The organism is Ruegeria sp. HKCCSP351, from assembly GCF_017872535.1.
GTDB lineage: Bacteria > Pseudomonadota > Alphaproteobacteria > Rhodobacterales > Rhodobacteraceae > Ruegeria.
In genome coordinates this window covers 163,545-184,367 of sequence record NZ_JAEDOV010000003.1, presented here as the reverse complement: position 1 = coordinate 184,367, position 20,823 = coordinate 163,545, and the positions used below count along the sequence as shown (strand labels likewise).

17 protein-coding genes and 2 tRNA genes are annotated in these 20,823 nt (G+C 60.2%); 10 read left to right on the top strand and 9 right to left on the bottom strand.

Annotation, left to right across the window (positions count from 1 at the left end; genetic code table 11):
* Positions 1-75: 75 nt before the first annotated feature.
* Entirely contained in the window at positions 76-315 is a 240-nt protein-coding gene (locus tag I9182_RS07955; RefSeq protein ID WP_209504547.1) for an Lrp/AsnC ligand binding domain-containing protein, read from the top strand.
* Here I9182_RS07955 and I9182_RS07950 read toward each other — a convergent pair.
* From I9182_RS07950 to I9182_RS07940, 3 genes are all read right to left on the bottom strand, one after another.
* Positions 312-1,172 carry a GNAT family N-acetyltransferase gene (locus I9182_RS07950; protein WP_209597814.1) on the bottom strand — a complete coding sequence of 287 codons (861 nt, stop codon included), beginning with the start codon at positions 1,170-1,172 and terminating at the stop codon, positions 312-314. The genes I9182_RS07955 and I9182_RS07950 overlap by 4 nt on opposite strands.
* A gap of 81 nt (positions 1,173-1,253) precedes the next feature.
* A tRNA-Gly gene (locus tag I9182_RS07945) sits at positions 1,254-1,328 on the bottom strand.
* Between the two features lie 33 nt (positions 1,329-1,361).
* Positions 1,362-1,436, bottom strand: a tRNA-Gly gene (locus tag I9182_RS07940).
* A 150-nt stretch (positions 1,437-1,586) separates the two neighbouring features.
* Between I9182_RS07940 and I9182_RS07935 the strand changes: the two genes are divergently transcribed.
* Positions 1,587-1,739 carry a hypothetical protein gene (locus tag I9182_RS07935; RefSeq protein ID WP_209597812.1) on the top strand — a complete coding sequence of 51 codons (153 nt, stop codon included), beginning with the start codon at positions 1,587-1,589 and terminating at the stop codon, positions 1,737-1,739.
* 15 nt (positions 1,740-1,754) lie between these two features.
* Here the strand turns inward: I9182_RS07935 and I9182_RS07930 are convergent, their stop codons facing one another.
* The 4 genes from I9182_RS07930 to I9182_RS07915 form a co-directional block, all read right to left on the bottom strand.
* A complete protein-coding gene (locus tag I9182_RS07930) occupies positions 1,755-2,138 on the bottom strand; it encodes an MAPEG family protein (protein WP_209597811.1) in 384 nt (127 codons plus the stop codon).
* A 78-nt stretch (positions 2,139-2,216) separates the two neighbouring features.
* On the bottom strand, positions 2,217-5,654 hold the full coding sequence (locus I9182_RS07925; RefSeq protein ID WP_209597809.1) for a pyruvate carboxylase: 3,438 nt from the start codon (positions 5,652-5,654) through the stop codon (positions 2,217-2,219).
* Between the two features lie 154 nt (positions 5,655-5,808).
* The gene (locus I9182_RS07920; protein WP_209597806.1) at positions 5,809-6,936 is read right to left on the bottom strand and encodes an alpha-hydroxy acid oxidase; all 1,128 of its coding nucleotides are present in this window, start codon (positions 6,934-6,936) and stop codon (positions 5,809-5,811) included.
* Positions 6,937-6,975: 39 nt separating this feature from the next.
* Positions 6,976-8,751, bottom strand: a complete 1,776-nt coding sequence (locus I9182_RS07915; RefSeq protein ID WP_209597804.1) for a diguanylate cyclase — start codon at positions 8,749-8,751, stop codon at positions 6,976-6,978.
* A 180-nt stretch (positions 8,752-8,931) separates the two neighbouring features.
* Here I9182_RS07915 and I9182_RS07910 point away from each other — a divergent pair, with 180 nt between their 5' ends.
* A complete protein-coding gene (locus I9182_RS07910) occupies positions 8,932-11,328 on the top strand; it encodes a UvrD-helicase domain-containing protein (protein ID WP_209597802.1) in 2,397 nt (798 codons plus the stop codon).
* Between the two features lie 4 nt (positions 11,329-11,332).
* Here I9182_RS07910 and I9182_RS07905 read toward each other — a convergent pair whose 3' ends face one another.
* Together I9182_RS07905 and I9182_RS07900 are read right to left on the bottom strand one after the other, a co-directional pair.
* Complete coding sequence (locus tag I9182_RS07905; RefSeq protein WP_209504539.1) at positions 11,333-11,623, bottom strand: DUF1330 domain-containing protein; 291 nt, start codon at positions 11,621-11,623, stop codon at positions 11,333-11,335.
* Between the two features lie 370 nt (positions 11,624-11,993).
* A complete protein-coding gene (locus tag I9182_RS07900; RefSeq protein ID WP_209504538.1) occupies positions 11,994-12,218 on the bottom strand; it encodes a DUF1127 domain-containing protein in 225 nt (74 codons plus the stop codon).
* Between the two features lie 889 nt (positions 12,219-13,107).
* Between I9182_RS07900 and mraZ the strand changes: the two genes are divergently transcribed.
* From mraZ to mraY, 7 genes are read left to right on the top strand one after another with little or no spacing between them, the layout of a single operon-like run.
* Positions 13,108-13,611, top strand: coding sequence for a division/cell wall cluster transcriptional repressor MraZ (gene mraZ / locus I9182_RS07895; RefSeq protein WP_209504537.1), 504 nt, complete (start codon positions 13,108-13,110; stop codon positions 13,609-13,611).
* A gap of 4 nt (positions 13,612-13,615) precedes the next feature.
* Positions 13,616-14,608 carry a 16S rRNA (cytosine(1402)-N(4))-methyltransferase RsmH gene (gene rsmH / locus I9182_RS07890; RefSeq protein WP_209598090.1) on the top strand — a complete coding sequence of 331 codons (993 nt, stop codon included), beginning with the start codon at positions 13,616-13,618 and terminating at the stop codon, positions 14,606-14,608.
* Entirely contained in the window at positions 14,605-14,973 is a 369-nt protein-coding gene (locus I9182_RS07885) for a cell division protein FtsL (protein ID WP_209504535.1), read from the top strand. The genes rsmH and I9182_RS07885 overlap by 4 nt, the downstream gene beginning before the upstream one ends.
* Positions 14,970-16,757 carry a penicillin-binding protein 2 gene (locus I9182_RS07880; protein ID WP_209597801.1) on the top strand — a complete coding sequence of 596 codons (1,788 nt, stop codon included), beginning with the start codon at positions 14,970-14,972 and terminating at the stop codon, positions 16,755-16,757. Before I9182_RS07885 ends, I9182_RS07880 begins: the two co-directional genes overlap by 4 nt.
* A gap of 22 nt (positions 16,758-16,779) precedes the next feature.
* Positions 16,780-18,279 (top strand): UDP-N-acetylmuramoyl-L-alanyl-D-glutamate--2,6-diaminopimelate ligase, encoded by a 1,500-nt coding sequence (locus I9182_RS07875; protein WP_209597799.1) that lies wholly within the window; start codon positions 16,780-16,782, stop codon positions 18,277-18,279.
* Positions 18,276-19,670: a UDP-N-acetylmuramoyl-tripeptide--D-alanyl-D-alanine ligase gene (gene murF, locus I9182_RS07870; protein WP_209597797.1), complete on the top strand. Its 1,395-nt coding sequence runs from the start codon at positions 18,276-18,278 to the stop codon at positions 19,668-19,670. Before I9182_RS07875 ends, murF begins: the two co-directional genes overlap by 4 nt.
* A 36-nt stretch (positions 19,671-19,706) precedes the next feature.
* Complete coding sequence (mraY, locus tag I9182_RS07865) at positions 19,707-20,789, top strand: phospho-N-acetylmuramoyl-pentapeptide-transferase (RefSeq protein ID WP_209504531.1); 1,083 nt, start codon at positions 19,707-19,709, stop codon at positions 20,787-20,789.
* Positions 20,790-20,823 lie beyond the last annotated feature (34 nt).

Here is a 20,823-nt window from a genome sequence, read left to right as displayed (position 1 = left end):
AAACTGTTGCAAGGGATTGCACCCGGCCCGGCACCATGTCAGCTTGCAGACAACATGAACCAACAGGGCCAAGCCATGTCCACCTGCGTATTCATCCAGATCCGCTGCAAACCCGGCACCACCTACAAGGTCGCCGAGGAAATCGCCCTGCGCGAAATACACTCAGAGCTTTACTCCACCAGCGGTGAGTTTGATCTGATGCTCAAGCTCTACATCCCCGAAACCGAGGATGTGGGCCATTTCATCAACGAACACCTGCTGGTGATTCCCGATATCGAACGCTCGCTGACGACGATGACGTTCAAGGCGTTCTAACCCAACTCAAACGTTGTCACGCCATAGATGCGGCTCAGGTCGATATCCGGCTGATCGCCGGAATACATCCGGGCCGTTTCGAACACTTTCACAAGCCCCAGCCTGTCGGCAAATGCAAAGGCGGCGTTGTTGGGCTGTGGCATGTCGATGAACACCTCTTGCCCGCTTTGATCTTCGGGCAGAGCCTTTAACACGCTTGCAAGCAGCGCTTCGGCAATGTCGGCGCGGTCCGCAAATAACGGCCCGACTTTGTATCCGGTCTGACAGGGGCGCAGCGTGGCATAGCCTTTGATCTGCCCGTCTTCGAGAAACACGCGGGACACATGGCCGCTTGCGCTCAGCCAACCATGCAGGAACGCATCGCGCCGGGCTGGGAAAAGCTGACGGTCATAGTCCCTTAACGCATCAGAAACCGTGCTCAGCACGTCAACACCAGCGGTCGGTGCCAGCGCGCGCAGGATATCGGCAATCCGCCCTGAAAAGCGGTAGTTGTTATAGGCAAAGGTGAACCCGGATTTCCGGTAGTTGTCCTGCTGCTCGACCACGCCATCCAGACCCATGTTGCGCCCGGTACAATGGGCCAGCGCATGCTGCGCAATCTCAAGCCCGTGGCCATGGTGTCTGTATTCCGGCTTGACGATGTAGAAACCCAAAAAGGCAAAATCATCGTCATAATTCACCGCCGAGACAGACGCGATCATTTCGCCATCCAGAAAACCACCCAGGAACCCGTCAGGTTCGGTGCTGCGAAAACACAAGGCATCGTGATGGCCCGGATTCCACCCCTCGCGCCCGGCCCAATCCACGGCCTCCTGCAACTCATCAGCGGTCAAGGGGCGTATAATATATTCAGACATGCAGAAATCCCGTGTTGTGAATTGCATTCAGGATGCCGCAACGCGGTGCAAAGAACCAGCATGTTCGGAACGTTTGGTATCTGGAGCGGGCGAGGCGATTCGAACGCCCGACCCTAACCTTGGCAAGGTTATGCTCTACCCCTGAGCTACGCCCGCATCAGATACATATGTGGTCCGAAGACCTCTCAATGGAGCGGGCGAGGCGATTCGAACGCCCGACCCTAACCTTGGCAAGGTTATGCTCTACCCCTGAGCTACGCCCGCGCCGTTGAGTGAGGAGGGATGTATAAATTCCCACGCGGGGCTGCAAGCGGAAAAACACAAAAAGCGGGAAAAATCTTTTCGACGGAATCCGGCCCGTGACCCGTTCAACCCGTATTGCAAATCAATAAAACACAGGCGGGAGGTGCCGTCATGATATCCGTTGCGGACCTGAAGATCGTGATGCTTGCTGCGATGATTCTGATCGGGGCTGCCATCCTGAAACCGGACCGGCATGAACATGACCGGTTCACACCGGTTCTGCTGGGCGCACCGCAGATCGAAACAACCGTTCTGGCAGGGTAACACCCGCCAGACGGCCTAAAGCGCCAGAATCAGGTTTGCCAAGGCCGCACCCAGAATGGCGAGGAATGTCAGGCTCATGCCGGCCTGCCGCAGGATGACGATCTGTGGTGTCCGTCCAAATCCGTACGCGTGCAAAAGACGCCCCGCCAGCAACATCAGCCCCAGCAGATGAACCAATATTCCGGCCGCGCCTTGCAACTCGACCATAGCAATCAGCAACAGGGAAATCGGGGCGTATTCGGCGCAGTTCGAGTGTGTCCGTATCGCCTTGATCATCAGCTTGCTGCCGCCGTCCCCGACCGAGATTTTGTCGCTGCGTCGTTGCAGGATCACTTTGACGCTGAGTGCGACGTAGAGAATTGCGATCAGGGCCGCATAGATCGGGGTGATTGCAAGCATAATGGGTCTCCGCTCAATCATAGAAAAAGGCCGTGCGGTCTCCCACACGGCCTGATGAACATTAGGTTGTTTTCCGTCTTATTCCAGTTCGATCAGAAGGTCCTTTGCGTCAATCTGGCCGCCGGGCTGGATATGCACGGCTTTGACGGTCGCATCACGCTCGGCATGGATGCCGGTTTCCATCTTCATCGCCTCGATGGTCAGCAGCATGTCACCTTCCTTGACCTGCTGGCCCGCGGTCACGGCAACAGTGGCCACAACACCCGGCATCGGCGCCCCGACATGATCGGGGTTGCCGACCTCGGCCTTGGGGCGCGCCTGAGTGGTTGATGTGACCATCCGGTTCGGCACCCGGATCACACGCGGCTGGCCGTTGAGCTCGAAGAACACTTTGACCTCGCCCTTTTCATCCGTTTCGCCAATGGCCTGACACCGGATTTCCAGCGTCTTGCCGGGGTCGATTTCGGCCGTGATCTCTTCGCCGGGCTCCATGCCGTAGAAGAAGGTGCGCGTGGGCAGGGTGCGGACCGGGCCGTAAATCCGGTGACGGCCCATGTAATCCAGAAACACCTTGGGATACATCAGGTACCCGTTCAGATCCTCGTCATCGACCTCTTTGCCTTCCAACTGCTTGGACAACTCGGCGCGGGTGGCCTCAAGATCGACGGCAGGCACGTCCTTGCCGGGGCGCTGGGTGTTGGGGGCCTCGTCCTTCAGCACTTTCTTGATGATGGTGTTCGGGAATCCGCCCGGAGGTTGGCCCAGATTGCCGCGCATCATATCGACGACCGATTCGGGGAAGGCCACATCTGTCGCCGGATCCTCGACCTGCTCGCGGGTCAGGCCCTGACTGACCATCATCAGCGCCATGTCACCAACAACCTTCGACGAGGGCGTTACCTTTACGATATCACCGAACATCTGGTTCACATCGGCGTACATCTGCGCGACCTCGTGCCAGCGCTCTTCCAGACCCAGGCTGCGTGCCTGTGCCTTGAGGTTGGTGAACTGACCACCCGGCATTTCGTGCAGATACACTTCGGACGCCGGGGCCTGCAGGCTTGATTCGAAGGCCGCATATTGGCCACGCACAGCCTCGAAGTAATCGCTGATCTCGCGGATCGCCTTGATGTCCAACCCGGTGTCACGGTCGGTATGGCGCAGCGCCTCGACCACAGTGCCCAGCGTTGCCTGGGACGTGTTGCCACTGAAGCTGTCCATCGCGCAATCCACCGCGTCCACTCCCGCCTCAGAGGCGGCAAGGATGGTCGCGCTGGCGATACCGGCCGTGTCATGGGTGTGGAAGTGGATCGGCAGTCCAACCTCTTCCTTCAGCGTCCGGATCAGAATCTTGGCCGAGGCCGGTTTCAGCAGGCCCGCCATATCCTTCAGACCCAGAACATGCGCGCCTGCGTCGCGCAACTCCTTGGCCATTCCGACATAGTATTTCAGGTTATACTTGGCGCGGTCAGGGTCCAGAATATCGCCGGTATAACAAACGGTACCCTCGCAGATCTTGCCGCTGTCGATTACAGCATCCATCGCAACGCGCATGTTCTCGACCCAGTTCAGCGAGTCGAAGACGCGGAAGACGTCGATGTTTTTCGATGCCTGGCGCACGAACTCCTGCACCACGTTGTCGGGATAATTGGTGTACCCAACCCCGTTTGCGCCCCGCAGCAGCATCTGCGTCATCAGGTTCGGCATCGCCTCGCGCAGATCGCGCAGACGCTGCCAGGGGCATTCCTGCAGGAACCGGTAGGCCACGTCAAACGTCGCACCGCCCCAGCACTCGACCGAGAACAGCTGCGGCAGGTTCGCGGCATAGGTTGGCGCCACCTTGATCATGTCGATCGACCGCATCCGGGTCGCCAACAACGACTGGTGCCCGTCGCGCATGGTGGTGTCGGTGATCAGCAGCTGCCGCTGCGCTTTCATCCAGTCCGCCACGGCCTGCGGGCCTTTCTGCTCCAGCAGGTTGCGCGTGCCCATCCGCGGCTCGGCCTTCTGCGCGGGGGGCTTGGCGACTTTCAGGTCGGCGCGCGGCTCGGGGCGGCCTTTGGTTTCGGGATGACCATTCACCGTAATATCGGCGATATAGGTCAGAACCTTGGTGCCCCGGTCGCGGCGGCGCTTGAAGGCAAACAGATCCGGCGTCGTGTCGATGAATTTGGTGGTGTATTCATTCGACAGGAAGGTCGGGTGCTTCAGCAGGTTGATGACGAAATCGATATTGGTGCTGACGCCGCGAATACGGAACTCGCGCAGGGCGCGGTCCATCCGGCTGATCGCCTTCTCGGGCGTCGGCGCCCAGGCGGTGACCTTTGTCAGAAGCGAGTCGTAATACCGCGTAATGACACCGCCCGCATACGCGGTTCCGCCATCCAGACGAATGCCCATGCCCGTGGCCGAGCGATAAGCGGTGATCCGGCCATAGTCGGGGATGAAATTGTTCTGCGGGTCTTCTGTGGTGATCCGTGTCTGCAGTGCGTGACCGTTCAGATGCACCTCGGCCTGACTGGCGGCGCCGGTGGCCTCGGCCAACGTTTTGCCCTCGGCGATCAGGATCTGCGCCTGAACGATGTCGATCCCGGTGACTTCTTCGGTGACCGTGTGTTCGACCTGTACGCGGGGGTTCACCTCGATGAAGTAGAATTTGCCGGTCTCCATATCCATTAGGAACTCGACAGTGCCTGCGCATTCGTAATTCACATGGGCGCAGATCTTACGGCCCAGTTCGCAAATTTCGGCGCGCTGTTCTTCGCTCAGGTAAGGGGCAGGGGCGCGTTCGACGACCTTCTGGTTCCGGCGCTGGACCGAACAGTCGCGTTCATAAAGGTGATAAATCTCACCATGCTTGTCGCCCAGAATCTGAACCTCGACATGGCGGGCACGGGTGATCATCTTTTCCAGATAACCCTCGCCATTGCCAAAGGCGGCCTCAGCCTCGCGGCGGCCTTCCAGAACCTTTTCTTCCAGCTCGTCTTCCGACTGGATCGGGCGCATCCCGCGTCCGCCGCCGCCCCAGGACGCCTTGAGCATCAGCGGGTATCCGATCTCGGCGGCCTCCTTGCGGATCGCGTCCATCTTATCACCCAAGACCTCGGTGGCCGGAATGACAGGCACACCGGCCGCAATGGCCACGCGCCGCGCGCTGGCCTTGTCACCCAATGCGCGCATGGTCTCGGCCCGGGGGCCGATGAAGGTGATGCCGTTCTTGACACAGGCATCCACGAAATCCGGGTTTTCGGACAGCAGGCCATAGCCCGGATGGATCGCGTCCGCGCCGCAATGCTTGGCCACGCGGATGATCTCGTCAATCGACAGGTACGCCGCGACCGGACCCATGCCCTCGCCAATCTGATAGGCCTCATCCGCCTTGAACCTGTGCAGGCCCAGTTTGTCTTCTTCAGCGTAAACAGCGACGGTGCGTTTGCCCATCTCGTTTGCTGCGCGCATGACGCGGATGGCAATCTCGCCGCGATTGGCGATCAGGATCTTGTTGAAGTCTGTCATATCAGGTCCCGGTCTTTGGTGTTTGGGCGTCTTAATGGGCGGAGAATACGCACAGGTACATCCGTTCTTCTGGGTAGAACCGGCATGTTATCGCTCGCAAACGCCCTTTGGCCTCGGCACACTTATAGGGATGCCGCGTTGCAGCATCAATAATTTAGCATTTCGTCTCAAACTGACACAGATCGGCCAGTCCCATCTGACCCATATTCGCGTGCAGATCCTGCCTCAGGATATCGATCACATGCGCGGGGCCTTTTGCGCCAAGTGCCGCAAGACCGTACAGAAATGCGCGTCCCAACATGACGAAATCTGCGCCCAGCGAAAGCGCACGCAGGATATCCAGCCCGCCTTCGACACCGCTGTCGAAAATCAGCGGCAGGCGGGTCGTGCTCCGGATTGCGGGAAGAACCTCGACGCTGGCCGGGGCTGCATCGAACTGTCGGCCCCCGTGATTCGACACCCACAGGGCGTCCACACCCACCTGTTCCAGCCTGTCTGTGTCCTCGGGGCGCAGTATGCCTTTCACGACGAACGGTCCATCCCAATGATCGCGCAGCCATTTGACGTAATCCAGATCCGGCGAGGTTCGCAGCAGGTATCCGACATGGGCCGTCGGCGGCAGATCACCAGGGTCATCGATATACTTGTCCAGTGTGCGCATGTGCGGAACGCCGCTGCGCAGCATGCCCAGGGCCCATGCAGGTCTTTGGGCGATCTGTGCCAGCAGGCGCGGTGTCAGTTTCGGCGGCTGCCGCAGGCCCGAGCGCGTCTGCCGTTCCCTGCGTGAGGCGACAGGGACGTCAGCGGTCAGAACCAGAGTTCGAAATCCCGCCCGGCGGGCCCGGTTCAGCATGTCCATGCGAATATCTGGGTCCCTTGGCGGATACAGCTGGAACCACGCGGTCTCACCCAGATAGGGGGCCAGGTCTTCGGGGCTCTGACTGGCCACCGTCGACAGCGAATAGGGAATGCCTGCCTTGGCGGCGGCCTGTGCCAGCAACCGCTCCGCATCGGGCCAAACCAGGCCGGACATCCCGATCGGCGCAATACCGAAGGGCAAAGGACAGGTGCCGCCCAAGAATTTCACCGACGTATCGAATTCAAGTTCCCCATGCAGGATCGAGGGGCTCAGACGGACATCATCCAGCGCCTTTCGATTGCGATGCCGCGTCGTTTCTATCCCGGTGCCACTGTCGATGTATTCCCATACGAAGTGCGGCAGCCGACGGCGTGCGCGGCGTTTCAGATCGGGAATACCGGGATAGGTACTGTGCAGGTCCATAAGGATTGATCGGACCTGCGGGGCGATTCGGCAAGGTTTTCAAGCGACTTCCGGCGATGGGCGTTTACCCGTTGCGGGAACGCGCCTGGCCTGCTCCAGCGCCCCGGCGGCGACGTGAACCTGATTGCGCCCCTTGTCCTTGGCGACATACAGCGCATCATCCGCGGCACGCATCAGATCCTGCGGCATGGTGCCGTGGGCGGGGTAATGCGCGACCCCGACCGAGATTGTGATACGGGGCAGGGCCTTTTCGCCATAGCGGACAATGACCGCCTCGACCGACTGGCGAAACTGCTCGGCCCGGGTCATGGCATCTTCGGGGCTGTTGTCGGGCAGGATCAGCATGAATTCCTCACCGCCGATGCGGCAGGCGATCTCGTCCCGGTCGCAGCCCTGTTCCAGCGCCGCGCCGACCGCGCGCAACACCATGTCTCCGGCGTCATGACCATGCGTGTCGTTGAATTTCTTGAAGTGATCCACGTCCACAGCAATCAGGCTCAGCGCCGCACCGGTCTGCTGGCTGCGGCTGATGGCCTTGCGCAATGTCTCGGTCATGTGGCGGCGGTTGAACAGCCCGGTCAGCGGGTCGCGCACCGATTGGTCATGCAGCTGATCGCGCATACGGACATTGGCGATTGCCATGCTGATCTGTTCGGCGCACAGCTGCGCCAGCTTGCGGCTTTTGTGGAAACAGGCCTCTCGCCCCTCAGCCGCGCGCAGATGCAACAGACCAACGGTTTCCCCGTGGGCCAGAATGGGAAAACAGAAATAGGGCCGCCCGTCATGCGGTTCGGCATGTTCGCAGACAAAATCGATCTCGGATGCACCGAACTCGTAAGTCCGGCCGCGCCTCAAACCCCAGCATCCTTCCGGATGGATATGGGATTTATGCGTTCCCCCGTTCCAGCTGGCACACCCGTCCAGCACATCGCGCGAGTTGGAATAGACGTACACGCTCCCCTCGGCCTTAGGCAGTATATGGGTCATAAAGCGCGCTACCATGTCGAAAAGCTCATCCAGTGAGCGGCTTGATTGCAGCCACTCGTTCAACTCGCCCAGCAGGCGCACCTCACGCGCCAGGCGAAGCTGCTCTCCCATCAGTTCGCGTTCTTTCACGGCGCGCTTGTGTAGATCACGCATCTGACGGCGGTTGGTGCGGTGGACGATCAGGATGACCGTGGCCAGCGCCAGCAACGCGACACTGCTCAGCAACGCCAGCGACAGGCGCACGCGCGTGATGAACAGGGTTCTGAGATTGGTGATGTCCGAATAAAATTCGATAGCGCCAAGGAAAACGCCGTCCCTGACGATTGGTGTATAAACCTCGGCCACATGTCGGGTGTTTGGGCCTGCATGTCCGGCTGGGTCATTGTCGATCGAGTCAACCTCTGCCGCGGGTTTTTCCGCGTGATTGTAATAAATGCTTCCGGCGGCGACGACCGACTGAAAGTACGGTTTTGTATTCACCGCCCCCACATCGCTGGCACGGGTCGACCAGAACACCTGACCGGACGCATCAAACAGTTTGAACCGGTAGATGTCCGAGGTTTCGGGCAGCAGCATCAGGAATTCCGCGTCATGCTCGTGCAGCTCATGGTACCGAAACGTTGCATCCAGATCGTCCAGATGGCTTTCGACCTGACGGCTTAGCTGCATGGCGTCTTTTCGCAAATCCGATTCCAACATGCGGTCCACAACCGGGGCAGGGGCCGCATAGATGCCCCATCCCGCTGCCGCTGTCAGCGCGATCAGAATCAGGGTAACGCCCACAAGTCTCAGCCGTGACGACCCGCCCGTCAGTTCCTTCGCTTCCATCTGTTCCACTCCCGCAGCAATGGGGTCAGCATCCGGGCCAGGACTTGACAGAGGGTTAACAGCCCCACAGGGCAGCGGCATCTTTGTTTAGAATTGAATGCAAAAAGACGTGAAAAAACTCCGCGAACAAGCCGTGAACAAACTCTTTCCCTCGGCCTCCATCCGGCGTAGTTTGGGGTCATGAGCAGTTTTGACGAAATGGACGCCTTCGAAGGCGCATCCCTGTCGGCGCGGGCTATGGCCGTGCGCCCTTCGCCCTATCTGGATGAGCTGAACCCGGCGCAACGTGACGCGGTCGAACATCTGGACGGCCCGGTTCTGATGTTGGCCGGGGCGGGGACCGGCAAGACCAAGGCGCTGACGGCCCGGATTGCGCATCTGCTCAACACGGCGCGCGCGCGCCCGAACGAGATTCTGTCGGTGACCTTCACCAACAAGGCCGCGCGCGAGATGAAGGAACGAGTGGGCCGCCTGCTGGGTCAACCCGCCGAAAGAATGCCATGGCTGGGCACCTTCCATTCCATTTGCGTCAAACTGCTGCGCCGCCACGCGGAACTGGTCGATCTGAAATCGAACTTCACCATTCTGGACAGCGACGATCAGCTGCGCCTGCTCAAGCAACTGGTTCGGGCTGCCAATATCGATGACAAACGCTGGCCGGCACGAATGCTGGCGGGAATTATCGATGACTGGAAAAACCGGGCGCTGACGCCCGACAAGGTGCCTGCGGCGGATACCGGGGCCTATAACAACAAGGGCATTGAGCTTTATGCTCAGTACCAAACTCGCCTGCGCGAGCTGAACGCGGTGGATTTTGGCGACCTGCTGCTACACATGGTCACGATTTTCCAGACCCACCCGGATGTTCTGGAACAATACCAGCGCTGGTTCCGCTACATCCTTGTGGATGAGTATCAGGATACCAACGTCGCCCAGTACCTGTGGTTGCGCCTGCTGGCCGGTGGACACAAGAACATCTGCTGCGTGGGCGATGACGATCAGTCGATCTATGGCTGGCGCGGGGCCGAGGTCGGCAACATCCTGCGGTTCGAAAAGGACTTTCCCGGTGCGTATGTGGTGCGGCTGGAGCAGAACTACCGCTCGACCCCGCATATTCTGGCGGCTGCATCGAACGTCATTCGGGGCAACGAAAGCCGCTTGGGTAAAGAGCTTTGGACCGATGCCAAAGACGGCCACAAGGTCAACCTGATCGGTCATTGGGATGGCGAGGAAGAGGCCCGCTGGATCGGAGAGGAAATCGACGCCATGCAGGGCGGGACGCGCGGTATCCGTCCGATGAACCTTGATGAGATGGCAATTCTCGTGCGCGCCAGCCACCAGATGCGCGCCTTCGAGGACCGGTTCCTGACCATCGGTCTGCCCTACAAGGTGATCGGCGGCCCGCGTTTCTACGAGCGGATGGAGATCCGCGATGCCATGGCCTATTTCCGGCTGGTGGTCAGCCCCGAAGATGATCTGGCCTTCGAGCGGATCGTGAACACGCCGAAACGCGGACTGGGCGACAAGGCGCAGCAGACCATTCAGATTGTGGCGCGTGAGAATGGCGTGTCTCTGGTCGAAGGTGCGCGGATTGCAGTCGAAAACGGGCTGATTAAGGGCAAGGGCGGCAAAGCCCTGCGCGAATTGATCGACGGGTTGGCCCGGTGGAATGCGATGACACGCGGTCCCCGGATTGAAGTCGATGATGACACGGTTATTGATGACGGGGTTTCGCCGATCCGCTATGGCGCGCCCGAGCATACGCATATTGAGCTTGCACAGATCGTCCTCGACGAATCCGGCTACACGGCCCATTGGCAGAACGACAAGACCCCCGAAGCGCCGGGGCGTCTGGAAAACCTCAAGGAACTGGTCAACCAACTTGACAATTTCGAGAACCTGCAAGGGTTTCTGGAACATGTCAGCCTGGTCATGGACAATGAACAGGACGGTGACGGGGCCAAGGTCTCGATCATGACCCTGCACGCGGCCAAGGGGCTGGAGTTTCCCGTCGTCTTCCTGCCGGGCTGGGAAGACGGGCTGTTCCCCTCGCAACGGTCGATGGACGAAACCGGCCTCAAGGGGCTCGAGGAAGAACGCCGTCTGGCCTATGTTGGCATAACCCGTGCCGAAGAGGTTTGTACGATTTCCTTCGCCGCCAACAGGCGGGTATTTGGGCAATGGCAGAATTCCATGCCCTCGCGCTTCATTGACGAGTTGCCCGAGGACCATGTCGATGTGCTGACACCTCCGGGCCTTTATGGCGGCGGTCATCAGACGGCGGGCATAGAAACCCGCGCGGCCGAAGCCAATGTCTATAACTCGCCGGGCTGGAGACGGTTGCAGGCGCGGCAGGGCCAATATGGCATGTCGCAACCCCGCGAAAGCCGCAACACGGTGATCGACGCCACCGCACTGGCCAGTTTCACGCTGGGCGAGCGGGTGTTTCACCAGAAATTCGGCTATGGCGCGGTGATCGGGATCGAAGGCGACAAGGTCGAGGTCGATTTTGACAAGGCGGGTATCAAGAAAGTGGTCTCGCGTTTTCTGACCAACAAGGATGACGTCCCGTTCTGAACCGTCATATCCCGTCGACCAGAACCAGATTGGTGGTTGCGGTGGCCTGTCGGATCTTCGCCAGATCAATGTAATCCGGGTCGTCCTTCCAGGCTTTCGCTGCTGCAAGATCCGGAAACTCCATCAACACAATCCCGCCTTCGGGCCAATCGCCTTCGATCCGTTCGACCGGTTTGGATGAGACCGTCAGCAGGCGACCGCCGTGGCGGTCGAAGATCGGCATGAAACCCGCCAGATAGGCCTGGTACCCGTCCGGGTCGTGAATGTTGATCTGTGCAATGAAATAGGCGGCCATGGCATCCTCCGCATCAGAAGTCAGGACGCCATCCTACACCAGTGTCCGAAAAACAAAAAACGGCGGTTCCCAGGGAGGAGGAGAGGGAACCGCCGTCTTGTCAACATCAGAGCAGGGAGGAGGAGAGCCCTGATGTATGCGAGCCCGGGTTTGAACCCGGTATGAGGAAGACGCGGCGATGTCAGGGAGGAGGAAGACATCGCCGCGCGCTTTCAACATCAAGGCAGGGAGGAGGACGCCCCGATGTATCCGTGTCCGGCAGGTTGAGGCCGGTATAAGGTGCGGCAACGTCAGGGAGGAGGAAGACGTTGCCGCTGATTACAGACCCTAAGGGAGGAGGAAGGGCCTGATCTCAGTATACGTGTCGCGCTTACCGCGCGGTTTGTTCGTTTGCCGCCTGCAGCGCAACACGGCGGATCATCGAGCGGTGCAGGCCAAGATCGGCCAGCTCGCGGTTCGACAGAGCGGACAGTTCATTGACGGTCTGGCGGTACAGGCGGTAGCGCACGAACCGGGTCTTTGCGTTTTCCAGAACTGCGCCAAAACCGAACGCCGGTGCGTTCTTTACTGCTGTATGCGTGCTTGCGACTGCCATGCTCATCATCCGTATCTTTTTGTCTTGCCGGTATCGTCCGGCCCTTGCTTGAGATTGAAGATAGGCAAATGCTGCAATTGCACAATGGGTCACGACATCAATGCTGCTATGCAGCAAACGCATAGATTGGCTCAGTTTTTTCTTCTTGCCGCGATGCGCCTTGAAAATATGGGGTCGACCCTAGGTCAGCTTTGTCGGCGGCATCTGGCCCTTCCCGATGGTCTGCCTCTGAATTGAGCGCACTCGGCGGGAAATTGGGCAAAACATATCCGTTCCGATGTTGACAAGGCTTGGGTGAATCGCGCGTGGGAAATCATGGGGCGATGTGGTCGCGTGGGGGGGATTGCCGGAAAACGACCCGAAATTCTGAACGATTCGAAGGGCTGATTGTGCATTTGAGGCCAATATTTCCAGTCCAAAAGAAAATCCGGCAAAATTCTTGGGAAATCGCGGGAAAAATTTCAACTGAAGAATTCTCCTATATATAGGGGTTGATTTTTCATCTTCCGCTAATACTGGTGTCGCGGATCTCGAGTCCTTCAATGATATTCCGTTCTGGCCGTGTTCCTCATGACACGTTGCGCAAAATTCCTATTGATTTCCATAAAATCCCATGGCATCCCTAATACATCCGATGAGGACGAGGCAGCAGGGGCACCAAACGACCCCGACCAAAAATATTCAGGTTTCATACAGGCATCTCGCTTTCATCAACCAAGAGATCCGGCGCGCGGGCGAGCAGACATCCCCCCAGGTGGCGCGCGCAGCTGGACATCCCGCAAAGCGGGTCAATGCGGCGGGTTGATCAGTGGCAGCAGATCAACCCGCCGTTTTTCATCCGGGGGGAACGTGAATTCAAGGTGGGGCGCAAGCGAAAGGGACAGTCGTCTTGGCGCGCAGGTTTAGAGGTGAAAGCCACCACAAGGTGGATACGAAGGGCAGGGTATCGATCCCGGCCTCGTTTCGCCGCGTGCTTGAATCGTCCGATCCCAACTGGCAGCCCGGTGACAACCCTGAACTGGTGATTGTCTATGGCGACCACCGCCGCAAGTTCCTTGAATGTTATACCATGCAGGCGATTGACGAGGTCGATGCCAAGATCGATGCCCTGCCGCGCGGCTCGATGCAGCGGCGGATGTTGCAGCGCATGTTCCACGGTCAGTCCTTCCCGACTAACGTGGACGAAACCGGGCGTCTTGTGCTGCCCGCCAAGCTGCGTAGCAAGATCGGCCTCGAAGGCGAGGCGTTCTTTATTGCCGCAGGCGACACCTTTCAGATATGGAAGCCCGAGACCTACGAGGTCGAGGAGCTGGCCAAGACCGAAGAATGGATGGATGATCTGCCGGACGATTTTGATCCGATGCAGTTCCTAGATGGCACCGGGGATGCGTAACGGCATGGCCGGCGCTGCGTCCTCATCTGAAAAACCACATATCCCCGTTCTGCTGCGCCCCTTGCTGGCTGCGGTTGCGCCGGTCACCGGCATCTGGCTGGACGGCACGTTTGGCGCGGGCGGCTATACGCGCGGGTTGTTGGAGACCGGGGCAGACAAGGTCATCGGTGTAGACCGTGACCCGCTGGCCTTTGAAATGGCAGCAGATTGGGCGCAGGATTACGGCGACCGGCTGGTGATGCAGCCCGGCGTATTCTCGCGCATGGACGAATATGCGCAGGATCTGGACGGCGTTGTACTAGATCTTGGCGTGTCCTCGATGCAGCTGGATCAGGCCGAGCGCGGGTTTTCCTTTATGAAGGACGGCCCTCTGGATATGCGCATGAGCCAGCAAGGCGAAAGCGCCGCCGATTTGGTGAACACGGCGACCGAGGCGCAACTGGCTGATATCCTGTTCCACTATGGCGAAGAACGCGCCAGCCGCCGGATTGCCAAGGCAATTGTCAGGGCGCGAACCGAGGCGCCGATCACAACGACCCTGCGTCTGGCCGAGATTGTCGAATCCTGTCTGCCACGCCCGAAACCGGGGCAATCGCATCCCGCAACACGCAGTTTTCAGGGCCTGCGGATCGCGGTGAATGCCGAATATGAAGAGTTGTTTCAGGGCCTTATGGCCGCCGAACGTGCGCTGAAACCCGGTGGGCAGCTGGCCGTTGTCACCTTCCATTCCATCGAAGACCGGATGGTCAAACGGTTCTTTCAGTCGCGCGCGGGCAAAACAGGGCGTGCGAACCGCTATGCGCCCGAGATGGAACAGGACCAGCCGCAATTCACACTGAAGACCCGCAAGGCCGTAGGACCCGACGAACAGGAATTGCAGGAAAACCCGCGCGCGCGTTCGGCCAAGCTGCGTGTTGCGATCCGCACCGATGCTCCGGCGGGGGAAATTGAGGCCCGCGCCATTGGAATGCCTCAACTGGGGGGAAGGGCAAGATGAAGAGTGTTTTGTATGTGTTGACTGCTCTGTCTGTGTTCGGATTGGCGCTTTGGGCCTATCAGGAGAATTATCGCACCCAACAGGTGGTGAAGGAAACTCAATCCCTGCAACGCGAGATCGGCATGGCGCAGGTGCGGTTGGCGGTCCTGAACGCAGAATGGGCCTATTTGAACCGTCCCGACCGGCTGCGAGAACTGGCGGACCTGAATTTTGAACGCCTTGGTCTGCTGCCTCTGCGGGCCGAACAGTTCGGGCGCGCCGATCAGATTGCCTTTGCCGAAGACCCGGACCTGCCCATCGTTGACCCCATTGAATTGCAGGCCATCACCGACATTCAGGCCTTGGGCGAGGTGCAGATCCCATGACACGCACGCCCCTTCGTCCACTGGCCCGTATCCTTGACGCCCGCGCCCGTGGCGAAAACCCTAAGGCGATCGAGCGTGAAAACATTCGCAAACGTCACGAAGACATGAAAGACCGCGCCCGCGCCCGCGCCGAAGGGCGTCTGCTGGTGCTGGGGCTGTTCTTCTTCTGCGCATTCTCGGTGGTTGGCGTCCGCATGGGCATGTTGGCAACGTCCGAGGTGCAGGAGCCACTGGCCAATGCGCCGGGGGCCGCGATTGCCATGCAACGCGCCAATATCGTCGACCGCGAAGGGCGCATTCTGGCCACCAATCTGGATACCTATTCCGTTTATGCACAGCCGCCCCTGATGATCGACCCGATTGCGGCAGCGGATCAGCTGGTCGCGATCTTCCCCGATCTAGATAAAGAGCGTCTGGTCAAGGATTTCACTGGCAAGCGCAAGTTTCTGTGGATCAAGAAACGCATTTCGCCCGAACAGAAACAGGCCGTGCACGACATCGGTGATCCCGGCATCCTGTTTGGCCCGCGCGAAATGCGCCTCTATCCCAATGGCAAGTTGGCCGCGCATATCCTCGGCGGGTCCGGCTTTGGCCGCGAGGGCGTCAGCGCCGCCGAGGTGATCGGTGTGGCCGGGGTGGAAAAGCAGTTTGACGACTATCTGCGCGACCCAGCCAACGGCAACAAGCCACTGCAACTGTCGCTGGACCTGACCATTCAGGCCGCGGTCGAACAGGTGCTCTACGGCGGTATGAAGATCATGAACGCCAAGGGCGCATCGGCGGTTCTGATGAATGCGCATACGGGCGAGGTTTTATCCGCCGCCTCGCTGCCCTCATTCGATCCCAATGATCGCCCACGCCCGCCGACCTCAGGGTTTGATCCCTCGGACAGCCCGCTGTTCAACCGCTATGTGCAGGGCGTGTACGAACTGGGATCGGTCTTCAAGATTTTCACCGCCGCGCAGGCGGTTGACCTTGGGCTGGTAAACTCGAACACCATCATCGATACATCCGGCCCGATGAAGATCGGGCGCTTCCCGATCGGAGAGTTCAACGGCAAGAATTACGGCAAGATCAGCGTGGCAGATGTGATCGTCCACAGCTCGAACCGTGGCACCGGGCGTCTGGCGTTGCAGATCGGCGCGCAGCGGCAGCAGGACTTTCTGAATGCGCTCGGCATGTTCGACCCGACCCCGTTTGAGATTGTCGAGGCCACGGGCGGTGTGCCGCTGAAGCCGAAGAAATGGGGCGAGCTGAGTACTGTGACCATCTCCTACGGCCACGGCCTGTCAACCAGCCCGATGCATCTGGCGGCGGGATATGCCGCGATTGCCAACGGTGGGCACTATGTCAGCCCGACCATCCTGCGCCAGAACGGCCCGCAATACGGCCCTCGCGTGATGTCGCAGGGAACCGCGCGTCAGGCGCAGAAGATGCTGCGCAAGGTGGTGACGGATGGCACCGCCAGCTTTGGCGAGGTGAAGGGGTATGACGTGGCTGGAAAGACCGGCACGGCAGACAAGCCCAAACCGCGCGGCGGGTATTACGAAGACAAGGTCATCGCTACTTTCGCAACGATCTTCCCGGCTTATGATCCGAAATATGTGCTGATCGTCACGCTGGATGAACCCTCAATCGTGGCATACGGCGAAAAACGCCGCACCGCAGGCTGGACCGCGGTGCCTGTAGCTGCCGAACTTATTGGTCGCGTGGCGCCTCTGCTGGGCTTGCGTCCCCGGCTTGAGCCTGAGGCGGGCGCTGCTATAACGCTGACCTCAAACTAGGCTGTCCGGCAAGAGGTGGGTCATGGGCATAAGGACAAAGAAACTCAGCCAACTGGCCCTGACCGCGCGAGGCGGGGTTAACCCCGAGATCACCGGTCTGGCCGTTGACAGCCGCGAGGTGAAAGACGGTCTCCTGTTTGCAGCCCTTCCCGGCACGCGGGTTCATGGTGGTTCGTTCATCCAATACGCCCTGCGCATGGGGGCCGCTGCCATCCTGACCGATGCCGAAGGGGCGAAAATCGCAGCAGCTGATCTTGCAGCGTCGGATGCGGCGCTGGTGGTTGTCGAAGACCCGCGTCAGGCGCTGGCCGGGGCCGCCGCGTTGTGGTTCGGCGCGATGCCGCAGACCATTGTCGCGGTCACCGGAACCAACGGAAAAACCTCGGTTGCCACCTTTGTGCGCCAGATCTGGACCGAACTGGGCCACGCGGCCGTCAATCTTGGAACAACCGGGGTCGAAGGGGCATGGACCGCACCGCTGGCCCATACCACGCCCGAGCCGATCACCCTGCATCGCTGTCTGGCGGAAGCCGCCGAAAACGGTGTGACCCACGCCGCAATGGAGGCCTCGTCCCACGGCCTCGAACAGCGCCGCCTGGATGGCGTGCACCTTACCGCTGCCGGGTTTTCGAACTTCACGCAGGATCATCTGGATTACCACGAGACTTTTGAAGCGTATTTCGCAGCCAAGGCCGGGTTGTTCGACCGGGTTCTGCCGCAGGATGGCACGGCTGTTATCAACCTGAGCGATCCCAAGGGGTCTCGGGTCCGCCGGATCGCCGAGGCACGCGGTCAATCGGTGCTGACCGTCGGGTTGGGCGACGCCGATCTGTGCCTGATCAACCAGCGGTTCGATGCCACCGGGCAGGATCTGCGATTTGCGTGGCAGGGCCGGACCTTCCAGACCCGCCTGAACCTGATCGGCGGGTTCCAGGCCGAAAACATCCTGCTGGCTTGCGGGCTGGTGATTGCCGCGGGCGACAGCCCCGAACGGGTTTTTGAAACGCTGCCGCATCTGACCACCGTGCGCGGGCGTATGCAGCTGGCCGCAACCCGCGAAAACGGCGCGACGGTTTTTGTGGATTACGCGCACACCCCCGACGCCGTGGCCACCGCTCTCAAGGCGCTGCGTCCGCATGTGATGGGTCGTTTGATCGCCATTGTCGGCGCGGGCGGCGACCGCGATGCCACGAAACGCCCGCTGATGGGAAAGGCAGCTGCCAACCACGCAGATATGGTTTTCGTCACCGACGACAACCCACGCAGCGAAGACCCCGCCGCCATACGCGCCGCTGTCATGGCAGGTGCGCTCGAGGCAGCGGGCGACGTCAGCGTGACCGAGGTCGGCGACCGCGCCGAAGCCATTCTGCGCGGCATCGATGCCCTGCAACCCGGCGACGCACTGCTGATTGCGGGCAAGGGCCACGAAACCGGGCAGGTCGTTGGCGATCAGGTGCTGCCCTTCGATGATGCCGAACAGGCCAGCATTTCCGTCGCCGCGCTGGACGGGAGGGTCGCATGACGCTCTGGACAGCATCCGAGGCCGCTCAGGCAACGGGGGGGCGGGTCACGGCCGACTGGGCCGCTGATGGTGTCTCCATCGACACGCGCACCCTTCAACCCGGTGATCTGTTTGTGGCGCTGAAAGCGGCGCGGGACGGGCATGAATTCGTAGCCCAAGCGCTAGAGAAAGGCGCAGGCGCGGCTTTGGTTTCGCATATTCCCAACAACGTATCGCCTGATGCGCCACTGCTGATCGTTGATGATGTGCAGGCGGCGCTCGAGGCTTTGGGGCAGGCGGCTCGTGCCAGAACGAATGCGCGTGTGGTGGGGGTGACCGGCAGTGTCGGCAAGACGTCGACCAAGGAAATGCTGGCCGTGATCCTTGAAACACAAGGCAAAACCCATGCCAGCGTGGCCAGCTATAACAACCACTGGGGCGTTCCGCTTACCCTTGCACGGATGCCGCGCGACACTGAATTCGCGGTGATCGAGATTGGCATGAACCATCCGGGCGAGATTGCCCCGCTGGCCCGACAGGCCCGCCCGCATGTGGCGCTGGTCACCACCGTGGCGGCGGTGCATCTGGAAGCCTTCGAGTCAGTTGCGGGCATCGCCCATGAAAAAGCTGCGATCTTTGAAGGGCTCGAACCCGGTGGCGCGGCAATCGTCAACGCAGATATCAACTACGCGGACATCCTGCGCCAATCGGCACTTGGGCGCGGGGCCGGGATCGTGGATTTCGGCCAAGGCGCAACGGATTACCGACTGACCGACGTTCAGCAGGGGGCGAACACCGTGACTGCCGAAGCTGCCGTTGGTGATCAGGTATTCCGTTTTGACGTGAACTCTGCCGGTACGCATTTCGCCATGAACGCGCTGGGGGCTTTGGCTGCCTGCGTTGAACTGGGTGTCGATCTGGATGACGCTATCGCGGGTCTGCGCGCATGGTCCCCGGTCAAGGGGCGCGGCGTACGGGAAAGCCTTTCTCTGCCCGGCGGTGGGCAGATCGAACTGCTGGATGACAGCTATAACGCCAACCCGACCTCGATGGCGGCCGCGCTGGATGTGCTCGCCGCCTCACAAGGCAAACGCCGCATCGCCTTTCTGGGCGATATGAAAGAGCTGGGCGCGCAGGAAGAGGCGATGCACGCTGCCATGGCCGATGCCAAAGCGATGGCACATGTTGATCAGGTGCATTGTATAGGCCCGTTGATGCGGGCACTGCACCACGCGCTGCCCCCGGCGAAACGCGGTCTCTGGTCCGAAACCAGCGCCGAGATGGCCGAACAGTTGCCTTCGCTGGTCAGGGATGGCGATACTGTGCTGGCCAAGGGCTCTCTCAGCATGGGATTGGCCTCGATTGTTGACGGTCTGCGCAAAATGGGGCAAGGGGGCGCGCTTGATGGGTGATCACGCCCGTGCGCCTCGTGTGAGAAAGGTATTGTCATGCTGTACTGGTTGACCGCCCTGTCGGATGGCGGGGATTTCTGGAACCTCTTCCGGTATATCACCTTCCGCGCAGGCGGTGCCTTCATGACGGCACTGATCTTTGGGTTCATCTTCGGAAAACCCCTGATCAACGTGCTGCGCAGAAAGCAGGGCAAGGGCCAGCCGATCCGTAATGATGGCCCCGAGGGGCATTTTTCCAAGGCAGGCACGCCAACAATGGGCGGTTTGCTGATTGTCGGGGCTCTTGTGACCTCGACCCTTGTCTGGGCGCGTCTGGATAACCCTTATGTCTGGATGGTGCTTTTCGTGACCCTGTCTTATGCGGCCATCGGATTCGCGGATGATTACGCGAAGGTCTCAAAACAGAACACGCAGGGGGTTTCAGGCAGGATGCGCCTCGCATTGGGCGTGATCATCGCCGTGCTGGCATCGCTTTGGGCGACTTTGCACCACCCCGAAGCGTTGCAGAACCAGCTGGCTGTACCCGTATTCAAGGACACGCTGGTCAATCTGGGCATCTTCTATATTCCGTTCTCGATTGTCGTGATCGTGGGGGCCGCCAACGCGGTAAACCTGACCGACGGTCTTGATGGCCTGGCCATCATGCCAGCCATGATCGCCGCCTCGACGCTGGGCGTGATCGCCTATGCCGTGGGCCGCGTCGACTTTACCGAATATCTCGATGTGCATTACGTGCCCGGCACGGGTGAGATCTTTATCTTCACCTCAGCGCTTTTTGGCGCGGGCCTGGGATTTCTGTGGTACAACGCCCCCCCGGCGGCGGTCTTCATGGGCGACACCGGATCGCTGGCGCTGGGCGGCGCGCTGGGCGCCATTGCCGTGGCCACCAAGCACGAGCTTGTTCTGGCCGTTGTTGGCGGCCTGTTCGTGGTTGAGGCGCTGAGCGTGATCATTCAGGTCCTCTACTTCAAACGCACCGGCAAACGGGTCTTCCTGATGGCCCCGATCCATCACCATTATGAGAAAAAGGGCTGGGCCGAGCCGACAATTGTCATCCGCTTCTGGATCATCTCGCTGATCCTGGCGATGATCGGTCTGGCAACGCTGAAGGTGCGGTAAGGCTCCCGCCAGGTTCGGTGGGCCTGCGGCCCTA

What these genes read in the sequence shown, in the direction of transcription:
- I9182_RS07955 (WP_209504547.1), top strand. Translation starts at nt 76, where the DNA reads ATGTCCACCTGCGTATTCATCCAGATCCGCTGCAAACCCGGCACCACC.
- I9182_RS07950 (WP_209597814.1), bottom strand. Translation starts at nt 1,172, where the DNA reads ATGTCTGAATATATTATACGCCCCTTGACCGCTGATGAGTTGCAGGAG.
- I9182_RS07935 (WP_209597812.1), top strand. Translation starts at nt 1,587, where the DNA reads ATGATATCCGTTGCGGACCTGAAGATCGTGATGCTTGCTGCGATGATT.
- I9182_RS07930 (WP_209597811.1), bottom strand. Translation starts at nt 2,138, where the DNA reads ATGCTTGCAATCACCCCGATCTATGCGGCCCTGATCGCAATTCTCTAC.
- I9182_RS07925 (WP_209597809.1), bottom strand. Translation starts at nt 5,654, where the DNA reads ATGACAGACTTCAACAAGATCCTGATCGCCAATCGCGGCGAGATTGCC.
- I9182_RS07920 (WP_209597806.1), bottom strand. Translation starts at nt 6,936, where the DNA reads ATGGACCTGCACAGTACCTATCCCGGTATTCCCGATCTGAAACGCCGC.
- I9182_RS07915 (WP_209597804.1), bottom strand. Translation starts at nt 8,751, where the DNA reads ATGGAAGCGAAGGAACTGACGGGCGGGTCGTCACGGCTGAGACTTGTG.
- I9182_RS07910 (WP_209597802.1), top strand. Translation starts at nt 8,932, where the DNA reads ATGAGCAGTTTTGACGAAATGGACGCCTTCGAAGGCGCATCCCTGTCG.
- I9182_RS07905 (WP_209504539.1), bottom strand. Translation starts at nt 11,623, where the DNA reads ATGGCCGCCTATTTCATTGCACAGATCAACATTCACGACCCGGACGGG.
- I9182_RS07900 (WP_209504538.1), bottom strand. Translation starts at nt 12,218, where the DNA reads ATGGCAGTCGCAAGCACGCATACAGCAGTAAAGAACGCACCGGCGTTC.
- rsmH (WP_209598090.1), top strand. Translation starts at nt 13,616, where the DNA reads ATGGCCGGCGCTGCGTCCTCATCTGAAAAACCACATATCCCCGTTCTG.
- I9182_RS07885 (WP_209504535.1), top strand. Translation starts at nt 14,605, where the DNA reads ATGAAGAGTGTTTTGTATGTGTTGACTGCTCTGTCTGTGTTCGGATTG.
- I9182_RS07880 (WP_209597801.1), top strand. Translation starts at nt 14,970, where the DNA reads ATGACACGCACGCCCCTTCGTCCACTGGCCCGTATCCTTGACGCCCGC.
- I9182_RS07875 (WP_209597799.1), top strand. Translation starts at nt 16,780, where the DNA reads ATGGGCATAAGGACAAAGAAACTCAGCCAACTGGCCCTGACCGCGCGA.
- murF (WP_209597797.1), top strand. Translation starts at nt 18,276, where the DNA reads ATGACGCTCTGGACAGCATCCGAGGCCGCTCAGGCAACGGGGGGGCGG.
- mraY (WP_209504531.1), top strand. Translation starts at nt 19,707, where the DNA reads ATGCTGTACTGGTTGACCGCCCTGTCGGATGGCGGGGATTTCTGGAAC.